Genomic DNA, 13980 nt, shown 5'->3' with positions numbered 1-13980 from the left:
CGGCAGTTCTCCAAAGAGGAATCGCTGCCCGTCATGTTTTCGCTCACCCGCCTGGCCGCCGTCGCCATGCTCCTGATCGCCGCGGGCGGTTGCCAGGGCATGTCCCCGGCCGCGCCGCCCGCCATCGCCCAGGGCGACTACCCGGCGGTGGTGGCGTACCTGAAGCAGCGCATCCCCCATGAGATGGGCGCGCAGCGGGTGCCGGGCCTGTCGATCGCCATCGTCGATGACCAGCGCATCGTCTGGGCCAGCGGCTTCGGCTATGCCGACACCGCCCGCCATCGCAACGCCACCGGCGACACGCTCTACCGGGTCGGGGCCATCTCCAAGGTCGTGACCGCCGCCAGCGTGCTGCGCGCCGCCGACGACGGCCGCCTGTCGCTCGATACGCCGGCCGGACAGGCGCTGCCGCAGTGGGAATTCGAACCGCGCCGCACCGCCATGCACTGGATGGGCACCTATCCCTTCACCGCCCGGCGCCTGTTGGCGCTGCGTCCGGACACGCTCGAAGACACCATGGGCCGGGCCCGTGCAGACATGGGCTATGCGCTGCTTGGCGACATGGTGGCGCACGTGGCCGACGAACCCTTTGACACCTACGTGCGGCGCACGCTGCTGCAGCCGCTGAACATTCCCCGCACCGGCTTTCGCCTGGCCGTCGAGAACGACGAATCGCGCGAATTGCGCGCGGCCGGGTATCGCCGCGGCGTGCCGTGGCGCGAAACGCCGCAGTCCAACGAAGCCGCCGAAGGCCTGTGGGCCAGTTCGGCCGAGATGGCGCGCTTTTCCAGCATGTTGTTCGCGGGCGGCACCTACGAGGGCCGTCGCGTCCTGAACGATGAATCGGCCAGCGCCGTGCTGAACCTGGAAACCGTGGGCAATGGCCTGGACCTGGAGTGCCGCCTGGCGCTGTCCTGGCTGGCCGCGCCCTGCGACCAGGACTACATCGCCGGCGATTCGCTGCGAGAACACAGCGGCGCCACCGAAGCCTTCCATGCGCGCTGGCTGCTGGCGCCGCGCGACAAGCTGGCCGTGCTGGTGATGAGCAACGCGGACACCTCCGAGCCGCTGGTGGCATCGGTGTCCAGCCTGGCCATGAACCTGATGCGGCAGGCCAAGCACGGCCCGGCACAGCAGTAGCCCTGCGCCGCGATCCGCGGCGCATTCCGAGTTTCCCCTCAACCTCGTTTCCTGGAAGTATTTATGAAGCGATATCCCCCTCTGTCCTCGTTGTCGCGCCGCGCCGGCGCCTTGTGCCTGCTGGCTTGTCTGCCCGCGGTATCGTCTGCCGCCGGTGAGCTGGTCGCCGACAACTCGGTCTACAGTTCGCGCGGCGCCAGTTCGCGCGGCATCGACGTGCCCACCGGCACCGACAAGCCGGCGGACGAATGGAAGTTCTACGGCACCCTGGGCGTGGGCTATGCGCCGCGCTACAGCGGCAGCGATGAAAGCTCGGCGCTGCCGGTGTTCGGCCTGGGCATTCGCAGCCCCGGCGGCTTCTTCCTTGACACGGCGCATGGCCTGGGCTGGGAAACGCAGGCGCTCAGCAGCACCTTCCGTTTCTATGTCGCGCCCAGCGCCTCGCGCAAAGACCACAAGAGCGGCTTCCAGGGCTCGAACAAACTGCGCGGCCTGGGCGACATCAAGAGCCGCGCGCAGATCGGCATGGATGCCGAGACCACGCTCGGCCCGGTGACGCTGTCGGCGACCGTGGCGCATGCGTTCAAGAAGGGCGACGACCGCGATGTGGGCAGCGCCTACACGCTGTTCAACCTGGGCGCCAGCACCACGGTGTACGAAGGCTCGGCCGGCTCGGTGTCGCTGGCATTGACCGGCAACTTCGGCGACGGCAACTACATGCGCACCTGGTATGGCGTGAGCGACCGCCAGTCGCAGAAGTCGGGCTATCGCCGCTACAACCCCAAGGGCGGGCTGGAAAGCGTGGGCCTGGGCGCCACCTGGGCGCTGCCGCTCAGCAAGGAATGGTCGTGGTCGGTCATGGCCGAAGCGCGCCGCCTGTACGGCGATGCGGCCGACAGCCCGATCGTGAAAGACCGCAACCAGTATTCGGTCGGCACCGCGGTGACTTACACCTACTAAGGGAAAGCGCCAGCCCCGGGAGGCGGGGAGGGGAAGGGCGGGCCCGGCGGCGCGAAGCCGCCGGCACCCGCAGAGAAGGACTTACAGCCCTTGCACGCGGCGGCCGGTGTCGGCCTCGAACCAGTGCAGCGGGTGGCGGCCATCCGGGCCGACGTTGACGCGGTCGCCGACCTTGGCCGACGACTCGGACAATTGGCGGGTGGTGCAGCGCACGACCAGGGTGGTCTTGCCGCAACGGCAGTGCACCAGCTGTTCGGAACCCAGCGTTTCGACCATTTCGACTTCAGCCGGCACGCCTTGCGTGTTCAGCAGCATGTGCTCGGGGCGCATGCCCATGATGACCTTGCGGCCGCGCACCTGCGAAGGCACTTGCAGCGGCGAGATTTCCAGCGCCGAGCCATCGGCGGTCTGCACCGTGCCGTCGCCGGCCACGTTCACTTCCATCAGGTTCATGGGCGGCGAACCGATGAAGCCGGCCACGAAGGTGGAGGCAGGCTTCTCGAACACTTCCATGGGGGTGCCGATCTGCTCGGGCACGCCCTGGTACATGACGATCATGCGGTGCGCCAGCGTCATGGCTTCGACCTGGTCGTGCGTGACGTACAGGCTGGTGGTGCCCAGGCGGCGGTGCAGCTTCATGATTTCAAGGCGCATCGCCACGCGCAGCTTGGCGTCCAGGTTCGACAGCGGTTCGTCGAACAGGAAGACCTTGGGTTCGCGCACGATGGCGCGGCCCATGGCCACGCGCTGGCGCTGGCCACCCGACAGGGCGCGCGGACGGCGGTCCAGCAGGTGGCCCAGTTCGAGGATCTGCGCGGCGATGTCGACGCGCTTCTTGATTTCGTCCTTGGAGAACTTGCGGATCTTCAAGCCGTAGGCCATGTTCTCGAACACGGTCATGTGCGGGTAGAGCGCGTAGTTCTGGAACACCATCGCGATGTCGCGTTCGGCCGGCTCAAGCGTGTTGACGACCTTGTCGTCGATCACGATCTCGCCGCTGGTCACGGTTTCCAGGCCGGCGACCATGCGCATCAGCGTGGACTTGCCGCAGCCGGACGGGCCGACGATGACGATGAATTCGCCGTCTTTCACATCCATGTCGATGCCATGGATGACCGGCACGTTGCCGGCGTAGGTTTTCTTTACGTTGCGAAAGCTGAGAGTAGCCATGAGTTATTCGTATTCGGAGTCGTTGTCGGGTGGGCTTTAGCGGGCAATAGTTACTTTTCAGTATCTACCAGACCCTTGACGAACCATTTCTGCATCAGGATGACCACCAGCGCCGGCGGAATCATGGCCAGCATGGCCGTGGCCATGGTGATGTTCCATTCGGTGACGCTGTCGCCGCCGCTGATCATCCGCTTGATGCCGATGACGACGGGGTACATGTCTTCCTGCGTGGTCACCAACAGCGGCCACAGGTATTGGTTCCAGCCGTAGATGAACTGGATCACGAACAGCGCGGCGATGCTGGTCTTGGACAGCGGCAGCAGCACGTCGCGGAAAAAGCGCACGGGGCCGGCGCCGTCGATGCGCGCGGCTTCGATGAGCTCGTCCGGCACCGTCAGGAAGAACTGGCGGAACAGGAACGTGGCCGTGGCCGACGCAATCAGCGGCAGGGTCAGGCCCGCGTAGCTGTTGAGCAGGCCCAGGTCGGCCACCACCTTGTAGGTGGGCGCGATCCGCACTTCGACCGGCAGCATCAGCGTGACGAAGATCATCCAGAAAAAGAACATGCGGCCGGGGAAGCGGAAATACACCACCGCAAAGGCCGACAGCAGCGAGATCGAGATCTTGCCGATGGAAATCGCCAGCGCCATGATCAGGCTGACGTACATCATGCGGCCCACCGGCGCGCCGGACGAACCGCCCGACGAGCCGCCGAACAGCGCCTGCATGTAGTTATCGACAAAGTGCGGACCGGGGATCAGCGACATCGGCGCCTGCGCGACTTCCTGGGCGGTCTGGGTAGACGCGACGAAAGTGACGTAAAGCGGAAATGCCACCATCGCCACGCCGCAGAGCAGAATGACGTGGGCCAGAATATCCAGCCAGGGACGGCGTTCAACCATTGTTATCAGCCTCGAACAAGATCAGTACTGCACTTTGCGGTCGACGTAGCGGAACTGTACGACCGTCAAGGCAACCACAATGAACATCAACACCACGGACTGCGCCGCGGACGAACCCAGGTCCAGGCCACGGAAGCCGTCGCTGTATACCTTGTAGACCAGGATGGACGTCGACGTGCCGGGACCGCCCTGCGTGGTGGTGTCCACCACCGCGAAGGTGTCGAAGAACGCATAGATGATGTTGACCACCAGCAGGAAGAACGTGGTGGGCGACAGCAGCGGGAACACGATGCTCCAGAAGCGGCGGGCGGGGCTGGCGCCGTCGATCGCGGCGGCTTCGATGAGCGAGCGCGGAATCGATTGCAGGCCGGCCAGGAAGAACAGGAAGTTGTACGAGACCTGCTTCCATACGGCGGCGATCAGCACCAGCATCATGGCCTGGTTGCCGTCAAGGCGGGGGTTCCAGTCCACGCCCGATTTACGCAGGGCCACGGCCAGGATGCCCACGGAAGGCGAGAACATGAACAGCCACAGCACGCCGACGACGGCAGGCGCCACGGCGTAGGGCCAGATGAGCAGCGTCTTGTACAGCCCGGCGCCGCGGATCACGCGGTCTGCCATGACGGCCAGCAGCAAGGACACGCCCAGGCCGACCACCGCCACGAGGATCGAGAACACGGCGGTGACACGGAAGGAATCGAGGTAGGCCTGTTGCGAGAACAGTTCCATGAAGTTGTCGAAGCCGACGAACTCGGACGACAACCCGAAAGCGTCTTCCAGGCGCATGGACTGCCACATGGCTTGTCCGGCGGGAAGGAAGAAGAAGACCACGGTAATGATGATCTGCGGCAGGAGCAGCAGATAGGGCAAGGTCTTATGCCCGAAGACGACACGTTTTTCCATAGGGGGGACCTAATGGGTACTCATGAAAACACGATAGGCTTAAAGCCCCAAATTGACCAGGGCTTTAAGCCTCGTTCGCTGCAGCCGGGGATCATGCAAGTCCCTGTCGCGCAAGGAAAATATTGCGGGCAGGGCGCGTGCGGACCCCCGGAAAGGGCGTTACTTTACACTCTTCTCGAACTTTTCCAGCAGTTCGTTGCCGCGCTTGACGATGTTCTCGGCGCCATCCTTGGCCGCAACCTTGCCGGACACGATGCGTTCGATTTCAGCGTCTTCGATTTCACGGATCTGCGGCAGGAAGCCCAGGCGCAGGCCACGCGATTGCGCGGTGGTTTCGACGTTCAGCTGCTTGACGCCGACTTCGGTGCCCGGGTTCTTGTCATAGAAACCGTCTTTCTTGGTCAGCTCGTAGGCGGCCTTGGTGACCGGCACGTAACCGGTCTGCTGGTGCCAGCGGGCGGCGATTTCGGGGCTGGCCAGGAACTTGAAGAACGCGGTCACGCCCTTGTAGGTTTCCGGCTTCTTGTTGGCGAAGACCCACAGCGAAGCGCCGCCGATGATGGTGTTCTGCGGTGCGCCTTGCACGTCGGCGTAGTAAGGCACGGTCGAGGTGCCGAATTCGAACTTGGCGTTCTTGGCGATGTTGGCGCGCAGGCCGGACGAACCGGTGATCATGGCGCACTTGCCGCTGATGAACAGCGAGTTCGGCTCGTCGCCGCGCCCGCCGTACATGAAGATGCCTTCCTTGCCCAGCTTGGCCAGGTTTTCCAGGTGGCGCACGTGCAGCGGGGTGTTGATGGCGATGCGGGCGTCCAGGCCGCCGAAACCGTTGTCCTTGGTGGCGTACGGCACGTTATGCCAGGCCGAGAACGTTTCCAGCTGGACCCACGACGGCCACGAGGTGGTGTAGCCGCATTCCTGGCCCGCGGCCTTCAGCTTCTGGCCGGCGGCGGCCAGCTCTTCCCAGGTCTTGGGCGGCTTGTCGGCGTCCAGGCCGGCCTTCTTGAAGGCGTCCTTGTTGTAGTAGAACACCACGGTCGAGCTGTTGAAGGGCATCGACACCAGCTTGCCGTCGGCCGACGAGTAGTAGCCGGCCACGGCGCCGATGAATTCCTTCGGATCGATCGGGTTGCCGACTTCTTCCGACATCTGCTGCACCGGCTTGATGGCGCCCTTGGCGTACATCATGGTGGCGGTGCCGACTTCGAAAACCTGGAGGATGTCCGGGGCGTTGCCGGCGCGGAACGCGGCGATGCCGGCGTTCATCGATTCACCGTAGTTGCCCTTGTAGACGGCCTTGACCTGGTAGTCGGGGTTCTTCTTGTTGAACTCTTCGACCAGGCCGTTCACGCGGTCGCCCAGCGCGCCTTCCATCGAGTGCCAGAACGTGATTTCGGTAGCAGCCTGCGCGGAAGCGCCGGCAAACGCCGCCATGACGGCGGCAAAGGTGAGGGCAATTCGGTGGGATCGCATGAGAGGTTTCCTCCAGTTGGGCGTGTATCGCGCACGGGGTTGTCCGGGCGCGGAAAACACGTCACCTTATGAATTGTTTGTGACAAAACCGTGACTTTCACATCACTTAAAACGCCTGTCAAATTGCGCGTTTTAGGCGCGAACGAACATTTTCTTTTTTTTCCAGGGGTAGCCCCTCGGTTTACAATCGCATCCTATGAAAAACGAACTTTCGATTGCGTTCATCGGCGGGGGCAACATGGCCTCCGCTTTGGCATCCGGACTGGCCGGCAAAGTATGCCCCGCCGGCAGCATCCATGTCATTGACATTAACCAGGATTCCCACGCTGCCTGGCAGGCCCGCGGCATGACCACCGCGACGGCCCCCGGCGAGGCCCTGGCGGCCTGCCGCGTTTGGGTGTTCGCGGTCAAGCCACAGAACATGAAAGACGTTGTGGCTTCCACGCGTCAGTGGTTGCGCGACGACACGTTGGTGGTAAGCGTGGCGGCCGGCATTCGCGCCGATACGCTGGCCGGTTGGCTGGGCGAGCCGGGCGCGCCGTGGCGCCGACTGGTGCGCTGCATGCCCAACACGCCCGCGCTGGTCGGCGCCGGCATCACGGGCCTGGCCGCGCTGGACGGGGTGGGGCAGGAAGATCGCGAATTGGCCGCCACGTTGCTGGGCAGCGTGGGCGAGGTGGTCTGGGTGGCCGACGACGCCGCGCTGGATGCCGTGACGGCGCTGTCCGGCAGCGGCCCGGCCTATGTGTTCCTGTTTCTCGAAGCCCTGATCGCGGGCGGCCAGAAGGTCGGCCTGACCGCCGAGCAGGCTCGCCAGCTGGCGCTGGGCACGTTTGCCGGCGCCACGAAACTGGCGGCGGAATCGTCCGACCCGCCTTCGGTCCTGCGCGAACGGGTCACGTCCAAGGGCGGCACCACCGCCGCGGCGCTGGCCGCGTTCAATGCCGCGGGCTTTGCCGGCATCGTCGAAGACGCCATGGCCGCGGCTGCGCGCCGCTCGCGCGAGCTGGCCGAGGAGTTCGGCAAATGAACCAGGCGGTCTCGCGCTTCGCGCCCATGAGCCGGGCGCAGTTCGGCATTGCCGTGCTGTGCATGCTGCTGGTGGTGGTGGGCTCGAACATCCTGGTGCAGGTGCCGCTGAACGACTGGCTGACCTGGGGCGGCCTGTCGTACCCTGTCGCGTTCCTGGTGACCGACGTGCTGAACCGCCGCTTCGGCCCGGCCGCCGCCCGGCGGGTGGCCTGGTTCGGCTTTGCCGCGGCGCTGGCGGTGTCCGTGTGGGTGGCCTCGCCGCGCATCGCGCTGGCCTCGGGCCTGGCGTACATCTGCGCGCAACTGGTCGACATCCAGGTGTTCGACCGCCTGCGCGACCAGCGCTGGTGGCGTGCACCGCTGGTGTCCGGCGTGCTGGGCGCAGTGCTGGATACCGCCGTGTTCTTCAGCGTAGCCTTTGCCGCCACCGGCGCGCCGTGGGTCACCTGGATGGCGGGCGACCTGGCGGTCAAGCTGGTGGTCAACATCAGCATGCTGGCGCCGTTCCGAGCGCTGATGTGGAACCTGGCCAAACCGGCCAACGCCTGATTTTATTTTCGAAAATCACGCTGGATTATTAACGCGATAATCATTATCCGTAAGACTCGCGTAAGTACTGTATGAAAACGCGAAATCAAACGGCGTATTAATGATTATTCATATAAATCATCTAACCTGATTCTCGCGCCGGCGCCAGTGGCTTTCCAAGGCGCCGGGCGGATTTCTCCTGTGATTTCACGCACTTGTCGCACTAATGCGTCACGATTAAAAGTTTGCCGTGAAATATTGGGGATTACACGCAGTGACAGTATGTCTGCTTGCTTCCAGAATACCGCCCACACTGTGTTTTTGCCCAAGAAGCCGGCGACGGGCGATGCGGATTTCGGGGTATCCACCTGATAAGCCGGGTCGAACAGAGCCGCTCACAACCTTGCTGGAGAACTCCGCATGAAGTTTCTGCATCGCCTTACCCCGGTAGCTATGGCATTCGGGGCGCTTGCCCTGGCAGGTTCCGTGCACGCCGCCGATACGATCAAGATCGGCATCCCGCAACCCATGACGGGTCCCAACACCCAGTACGGCGACCAGATCCAGGCTGGCGCGCTGACGGCCATCGAGACCATCAATGCCAAGGGCGGCGTCAAGGGCAAAAAGCTCGAACCCATCCTGATCGACGACGGCTGCGAACCCAAGCAGGCCGTGCCGGCCGCCAACCGCGTGGTCAACTCCGGCGCCAAGTTCGCCGTGGCCCATGCGTGCTCGGGCGTGACCGTGGCCGCCGTGAACGTCTATGAACAGGAAGGCATCGTCGGCATCACCCCGGGCGCCACGTCGCCGCTGGTCACCGACACGATCAAGCCGCATTACTTCTTCCGCACCATCGGCCGCGACGACCAGCAAGGTCCGTACGCTGCCCGCTACATCGCCAACACCCTCAAGCCCAAGAAGGTCGCCGTGCTGCACGACAAGCAGACCTACGGTTCGGGCGTGGCCACCCAGGTCAAGGACACCCTGACCAAGGAAGGCGTGAACGTCGCACTGTTCGAAGGCATCAACGTTGGCGACAGCGACTACTCGGCCATCATCACCAAGCTCAAATCGGCCGGCGTCGACCTGGTCTACTTCGGCGGCTACCACCCCGAACTGGGCCTCTTGCTGCGCCAGTCGCGTGAACAGGGCCTGAAGGTCCAGTTCATGGGTCCGGAAGGCACGGCCAACCAGGACCTGGTGGCCATCGCCGGTCCGGCCATCGAAGGCCTCCTGGTCACGCTGCCGGCTGACTTCACCAAGCTGCCGGGCAACGAAAGCATCGTCAAGGCCTTCAAGGACGCCAAGCGCGATCCGGACGGCGCCTTCCAGATGCCGGCCTATGCCGCCGTCCAGATCCTGGCCGACAGCATCACCGCGGTGGGCGAAGACCCCGCCAAGGTGGCCGACTATATGCACAAGACCACCTTCAACACCGGCATCGGCAAGGTCGAGTACGACGCCAAGGGCGATCTGAAGAACTTCGAGTTCGCCGTTTACAAATGGGACAAGAACGGCAAGAAGACCCAGCTGTAAACTCCCGCGATTGTCGCCGGCGCGGTTGCCGGCGTGAAGGGCCTGTCGTTGTCGTTGTGCCGTAATCCGCGTAGCGATGCGCCAAAAGCGCTGTGCGGCCGGCAGACGCTGACTACAGGCCCTTATAAAATACGCCCAGGTTTCCGGCTCCGGGTCTCTCTACCGGAGCCGGAACTATTTGGAGCAAGAGAAATAATGTCCGACCTCATACCCCAACTTACCCAGCAATTCTTCAATGGATTGTCTCTGGGCGCGATCTACGCGTTGATTGCCATCGGCTACACAATGGTCTACGGCATCATCGGTATGATCAACTTCGCTCACGGCGAAATCTACATGATCGGCGCCTATGTCGGCCTGGTCACCTTGACGGCCATCGGCACAGGCAGCGGCCTGCCGGTACCGTTCATCATCGCGGCCATGCTGCTCGTGGCCATTACCGTTACCGGCATCTACGGTTTCTCGGTCGAACGCGTGGCGTACCGCCCCGTGCGAGGCAGCCCCCGGCTGGTGGCGCTGATCTCGGCCATCGGCATGTCGATCTTCCTGCAGAACTGGGTGGCCCTGGGCCAGGGCGCGCGCGACATGGCCGTGCCATCGCTGGTGTCCGGCGCCGTGCAGTTCCACATGGGTTCCGATTTCGATGTGACGGTGCCGTATTCGCGCATCATGATCATCGTGGTGACCGTGGTGCTGATGGTGGCCCTGACGCTGTTCATCAAGTATTCCCGCATGGGCCGCGCCTCTCGCGCCTGCTCGCAGGACATGCACATGGCGAACCTGCTGGGCATCGACACCAACCGCGTGATCTCGTTCACGTTCGTGATGGGCGCGATCCTGGCGGCGGTGGGCGGCGTGCTGATCGCCATCACCATCGGCAAGCTCAATCCCTTCATCGGCTTCCTGGCCGGCATCAAGGCCTTCACGGCGGCGGTGCTGGGCGGCATCGGCAGCATCCCCGGCGCCATGCTGGGCGGCGTGTTGCTGGGCCTGGCCGAAACGTTCGCGGCAGCCTATATCTCGTCGCAGTACAAGGACATCGTGGCGTTTTCGCTGCTGGTCCTGATCCTGCTGTTCCGTCCCACCGGGCTGTTGGGCAAACCTGAGGTGGAAAAAGTCTGATGTCGAACAACAACCTGAAAAACGCCACGATGGCGGCGGTGCTGACCGCTGTCATCGTCACCCCCGTCTTCGGCCTGCAACTGATCCGCCAGGGCGCCCGCACGTCGATGGAATCGCACTGGTCGCTGGTGGCCCTGGCCGCCGCGGTCGTGTTCGTGTTCCAGCTGTTGCGTCCCTGGATCGCCAAGCCGTTCCAGAAATTGAAGACGGGCCTGCCGACGCTGCCGTCGGCGCCGGCCAAGAGCAACAAGCTGCTGATGTTCCTGATCCTGGCGGTGGCGGTCACCTGGCCGTTCTTCGCCGGCCGCAGTTCGGTGGACATCGCCACGCTGGTGCTGATCTACGTGATGCTGGGCCTGGGCCTGAACATCGTGGTGGGCTTTGCCGGGCTGCTGGACCTGGGCTTCGTGGGCTTTTATGCCGTGGGCGCCTATACCTACGCCTTGCTGTACCACTGGGGCGGCTGGAGCTTCTGGGAAGCGCTGCCGTTCTCGGGCGCGATGGCCGCGCTGTTCGGCTTCGTGCTGGGCTTTCCGGTGCTGCGCCTGCGCGGCGACTACCTGGCGATCGTGACGCTGGGTTTCGGCGAAATGATCCGCTTGCTGCTGATCAACCTGAACACGCTGACGGGTGGTCCGGACGGTATCTCGGGCATTCCGAAGCCGTCGGTGTTCGGCCTGGAAATGACGCGTCGCGCCAGCACGGAAGGGGGCACGACGTTCCATGACTTCTTCGGCCTGACGTTCCAGAACCAGCACATGGTGATCTACCTGTACATGATGGCGCTGCTGCTGGCGCTGGTGACGCTGTTCGTTTCGACGCGCCTGATCCGCATGCCGGTCGGCCGCGCCTGGGAAGCGCTGCGCGAGGACGAGATCGCCTGCCGTTCGCTGGGCCTTAACCCGACCCGCATCAAGCTGTCCGCGTTCACGCTGGGCGCCACCTTCGCCGGTTTCGGCGGCGCGTTCTTCGCGGCCCGCCAGGGCATGGTGAACCCGGAATCCTTCACCTTCATCGAGTCGGCGCTGATCCTGGCGATCGTGGTGCTGGGCGGTATGGGGTCGCAGGTGGGCGTGATTCTCGCGGCCATCCTGCTGACGGTGCTGCCCGAGCTGGCGCGCGAGTTCGCCGAGTACCGGATGCTGATGTTCGGTCTGGTGATGGTATTGATGATGATGTGGCGTCCGCAGGGGTTGTTGCCCATGAAGCGTCCCCACGTGGAGCTGGCTAAATGAGCGAGGCATTGCTGAAGGTATCCGGACTGACCATGCGATTCGGCGGCCTGTTGGCCGTGGATAGCGTGGCGTTCGAAGTCAAATCCGACGAGGTGTTCGCCATCATCGGCCCGAACGGGGCCGGCAAGACCACGGTGTTCAACTGCGTGGGCGGTTTTTACGCCCCGACGGCGGGCGATATCGTGATGGACGGCAAGTCCATCACGGGCCTGCCCAGCCACAAGGTGGCGCGCCACGGGCTGGTGCGCACGTTCCAGAACGTGCGGCTGTTCAAGCAGCTGACGGTGCTGGAAAACCTGCTGGTGGCGCAACATACGCAGGTGGAGTCGCGGCTGCTGCCGGGGCTGCTCAAGCTGAAGTCCTACCGCCAGTCGGAAGCCGATGCGCTGGCGCGCGCGGCGCAGTGGCTGGATTTCATGGGGCTGCGCGAGTATGCGAACCGCGAGGCGGGCAATCTGGCTTACGGCCACCAGCGCCGGCTTGAGATCGCGCGCTGCATGATCACGAAGCCGCGCCTGTTGATGCTGGACGAGCCGGCGGCGGGCCTGAACCCGCAGGAAAAGCGCGATCTGCAGTCGCTGATCGACCAGCTGCGCCGCGAGTTCGGCGTGGCGGTGCTGCTGATCGAGCACGATATGAGCCTGATCATGGGCATTTCGGACCGCATTCTGGTGATGGAGCACGGCAAGCCGATTACGACCGGCACCCCCGAGCAGGTGCGCAACGACGAGCGCGTCATCAAGGCGTATCTGGGGGAGGAATGATGCTTAAGCTGGAAAACATACACACGTTCTACGGCGCGATCCAGGCGCTGAACGGGGTGTCGGTGGATGTGAACAAGGGCGAGATCGTGACGTTGATCGGCGCGAACGGCGCCGGCAAGACGACGTTGCTGATGACGGTCTGCGGCAATCCGCGCGCCAAGGAAGGCAAGATCACGTTCGAAGGCGAGGACATCACGAACCGGGATACCCACCACATCATGCGCAATGGCATCGCCATTTCGCCGGAAGGGCGGCGGGTGTTCAAGGACCTGACGGTGGCCGAGAACCTGATGATGGGCGGCTTTTTCCTGAAGCGTGACGAGATCCAGGCAGGGATCGATCACGTGTATGGGCTGTTTCCGCGGCTGAAGGAACGCGCGGCGCAGCGGGCGGGGCTGATGTCGGGGGGCGAGCAGCAGATGCTGGCGATCGGGCGGGCGTTGATGACGCGGCCGCGGTTGCTGCTGCTGGACGAGCCTACGCTGGGGTTGGCGCCGCTGGTGATTGCGCAGATTTTCGACATCATTCGCGAGATTCGGGAGCAGGGGGTGACGGTGTTCCTGGTTGAGCAGAATGCCAATAAGGCGCTGCAGGTGGCGGATCGCGGATACGTGTTGGAGAACGGGCGGGTGGTGCTTCAGGATACTGGGGCGAACTTGCTGGTGAACGATCAGGTGCGGAAGGCTTATCTGGGCGGCTGATCTTTTTGCTTTTGGTTTATTCCCCGCGAAGGGAAATTGGGCGTATCTCGTGAGAGTGCGCCTTTTTTTTTGTTTGCTGGTTTCTTCGTAGGTCGCCCTGGGTGACCGGCGTACCCCGATCGCGCGCCAACGATTGCGGTCCGGAGCCTTCGCTCCGGACTTCCCCTTCGTCATCTTCGTCACCGCCTTCGGCGGTTCCTTCAGATTCCCTCGGGCGCATCGACGGCGCGCGATCGGGGTACGCCGGCCACCCAGGGCTACGGGTTTCGAGGTTTGTGGCGCTGCTGGACCGAGGGGGTGCGTGGGGGATTTGCGGGGCCCGCCGGGACCGGCCGCGCGGGCGGCCGGCTCCCGGCATACGCGCCGAGGGGCGTCGTGGCGTAGTCGCTGCGCGCTTGTGCTGTTTTGGGGGCTTGGCGAATGGCGTGCAACGGTGGAGGTTGCTGGGGCAATTCGCGTTTGGATGGGGCGGTGGCCTGCGGCCGGCTGGGCAGGCTGGCCGCTTGCGTAGCGG

13 protein-coding genes are annotated in these 13980 nt (G+C 64.1%); 9 read left to right on the top strand and 4 right to left on the bottom strand.

From position 1 onward, the window contains the following. Window positions 1-33: 33 nt before the first annotated feature. A complete protein-coding gene (locus HV798_RS19810) occupies window positions 34-1140 on the top strand; it encodes a serine hydrolase domain-containing protein (RefSeq protein ID WP_175193504.1) in 1107 nt (368 codons plus the stop codon). Between the two features lie 63 nt (window positions 1141-1203). Next, on the top strand, window positions 1204-2100 hold the full coding sequence (locus HV798_RS19805) for a MipA/OmpV family protein (RefSeq protein WP_246288977.1): 897 nt from the start codon (window positions 1204-1206) through the stop codon (window positions 2098-2100). Window positions 2101-2181: 81 nt separating this feature from the next. Here HV798_RS19805 and HV798_RS19800 read toward each other — a convergent pair whose 3' ends face one another. The 4 genes from HV798_RS19800 to ugpB all read right to left on the bottom strand — a co-directional run bounded on the left by HV798_RS19800 (window position 2182) and on the right by ugpB (window position 6548). Continuing rightward, window positions 2182-3270, bottom strand: a complete 1089-nt coding sequence (locus tag HV798_RS19800) for a sn-glycerol-3-phosphate import ATP-binding protein UgpC (RefSeq protein WP_025140826.1) — start codon at window positions 3268-3270, stop codon at window positions 2182-2184. A 50-nt stretch (window positions 3271-3320) separates the two neighbouring features. Next, window positions 3321-4172 carry a sn-glycerol-3-phosphate ABC transporter permease UgpE gene (gene ugpE, locus HV798_RS19795; RefSeq protein ID WP_025140825.1) on the bottom strand — a complete coding sequence of 284 codons (852 nt, stop codon included), beginning with the start codon at window positions 4170-4172 and terminating at the stop codon, window positions 3321-3323. A gap of 21 nt (window positions 4173-4193) precedes the next feature. Further along, a complete protein-coding gene (ugpA, locus tag HV798_RS19790) occupies window positions 4194-5075 on the bottom strand; it encodes a sn-glycerol-3-phosphate ABC transporter permease UgpA (protein WP_025140824.1) in 882 nt (293 codons plus the stop codon). A 159-nt stretch (window positions 5076-5234) separates the two neighbouring features. Beyond that, entirely contained in the window at window positions 5235-6548 is a 1314-nt protein-coding gene (ugpB, locus tag HV798_RS19785) for a sn-glycerol-3-phosphate ABC transporter substrate-binding protein UgpB (RefSeq protein ID WP_025140823.1), read from the bottom strand. A 196-nt stretch (window positions 6549-6744) separates the two neighbouring features. On the opposite strand from ugpB, the gene proC reads away from it, so the two are divergent. The 7 genes from proC to HV798_RS19750 all read left to right on the top strand — a co-directional run bounded on the left by proC (window position 6745) and on the right by HV798_RS19750 (window position 13466). Further along, on the top strand, window positions 6745-7578 hold the full coding sequence (gene proC / locus HV798_RS19780; RefSeq protein WP_025140822.1) for a pyrroline-5-carboxylate reductase: 834 nt from the start codon (window positions 6745-6747) through the stop codon (window positions 7576-7578). Then, window positions 7575-8129 (top strand): queuosine precursor transporter, encoded by a 555-nt coding sequence (locus HV798_RS19775; RefSeq protein ID WP_025140821.1) that lies wholly within the window; start codon window positions 7575-7577, stop codon window positions 8127-8129. The genes proC and HV798_RS19775 overlap by 4 nt, the downstream gene beginning before the upstream one ends. 399 nt (window positions 8130-8528) lie before the next feature. Continuing rightward, a complete protein-coding gene (locus HV798_RS19770; protein WP_025140820.1) occupies window positions 8529-9644 on the top strand; it encodes a branched-chain amino acid ABC transporter substrate-binding protein in 1116 nt (371 codons plus the stop codon). Between the two features lie 195 nt (window positions 9645-9839). Continuing rightward, complete coding sequence (gene livH, locus HV798_RS19765; protein ID WP_175193503.1) at window positions 9840-10766, top strand: high-affinity branched-chain amino acid ABC transporter permease LivH; 927 nt, start codon at window positions 9840-9842, stop codon at window positions 10764-10766. Further along, the gene (locus HV798_RS19760; RefSeq protein ID WP_025140818.1) at window positions 10766-12001 is read left to right on the top strand and encodes a high-affinity branched-chain amino acid ABC transporter permease LivM; all 1236 of its coding nucleotides are present in this window, start codon (window positions 10766-10768) and stop codon (window positions 11999-12001) included. Before livH ends, HV798_RS19760 begins: the two co-directional genes overlap by 1 nt. Then, a complete protein-coding gene (gene livG, locus HV798_RS19755) occupies window positions 11998-12765 on the top strand; it encodes a high-affinity branched-chain amino acid ABC transporter ATP-binding protein LivG (RefSeq protein ID WP_025140817.1) in 768 nt (255 codons plus the stop codon). Before HV798_RS19760 ends, livG begins: the two co-directional genes overlap by 4 nt. After that, window positions 12765-13466 (top strand): ABC transporter ATP-binding protein, encoded by a 702-nt coding sequence (locus HV798_RS19750; protein ID WP_025140816.1) that lies wholly within the window; start codon window positions 12765-12767, stop codon window positions 13464-13466. Before livG ends, HV798_RS19750 begins: the two co-directional genes overlap by 1 nt. The last annotated feature ends 514 nt before the right edge of the window (window positions 13467-13980 follow it).

This window comes from Achromobacter deleyi (assembly GCF_902859705.1).
GTDB lineage: Bacteria > Pseudomonadota > Gammaproteobacteria > Burkholderiales > Burkholderiaceae_B > Achromobacter > Achromobacter deleyi.
Note: the sequence above shows the minus strand (reverse complement) of the source record. Positions and strands in the feature narration are given on the sequence as shown.

Coding starts and splice junctions, on each gene's coding strand:
- livH (WP_175193503.1), top strand. CDS start 9,840: ATGTCCGACCTCATACCCCAACTTACCCAGCAATTCTTCAATGGATTG.
- HV798_RS19775 (WP_025140821.1), top strand. CDS start 7,575: ATGAACCAGGCGGTCTCGCGCTTCGCGCCCATGAGCCGGGCGCAGTTC.
- HV798_RS19750 (WP_025140816.1), top strand. CDS start 12,765: ATGCTTAAGCTGGAAAACATACACACGTTCTACGGCGCGATCCAGGCG.
- HV798_RS19770 (WP_025140820.1), top strand. CDS start 8,529: ATGAAGTTTCTGCATCGCCTTACCCCGGTAGCTATGGCATTCGGGGCG.
- ugpB (WP_025140823.1), bottom strand. CDS start 6,548: ATGCGATCCCACCGAATTGCCCTCACCTTTGCCGCCGTCATGGCGGCG.
- ugpA (WP_025140824.1), bottom strand. CDS start 5,075: ATGGAAAAACGTGTCGTCTTCGGGCATAAGACCTTGCCCTATCTGCTG.
- ugpE (WP_025140825.1), bottom strand. CDS start 4,172: ATGGTTGAACGCCGTCCCTGGCTGGATATTCTGGCCCACGTCATTCTG.
- HV798_RS19800 (WP_025140826.1), bottom strand. CDS start 3,270: ATGGCTACTCTCAGCTTTCGCAACGTAAAGAAAACCTACGCCGGCAAC.
- proC (WP_025140822.1), top strand. CDS start 6,745: ATGAAAAACGAACTTTCGATTGCGTTCATCGGCGGGGGCAACATGGCC.
- livG (WP_025140817.1), top strand. CDS start 11,998: ATGAGCGAGGCATTGCTGAAGGTATCCGGACTGACCATGCGATTCGGC.
- HV798_RS19760 (WP_025140818.1), top strand. CDS start 10,766: ATGTCGAACAACAACCTGAAAAACGCCACGATGGCGGCGGTGCTGACC.
- HV798_RS19805 (WP_246288977.1), top strand. CDS start 1,204: ATGAAGCGATATCCCCCTCTGTCCTCGTTGTCGCGCCGCGCCGGCGCC.
- HV798_RS19810 (WP_175193504.1), top strand. CDS start 34: ATGTTTTCGCTCACCCGCCTGGCCGCCGTCGCCATGCTCCTGATCGCC.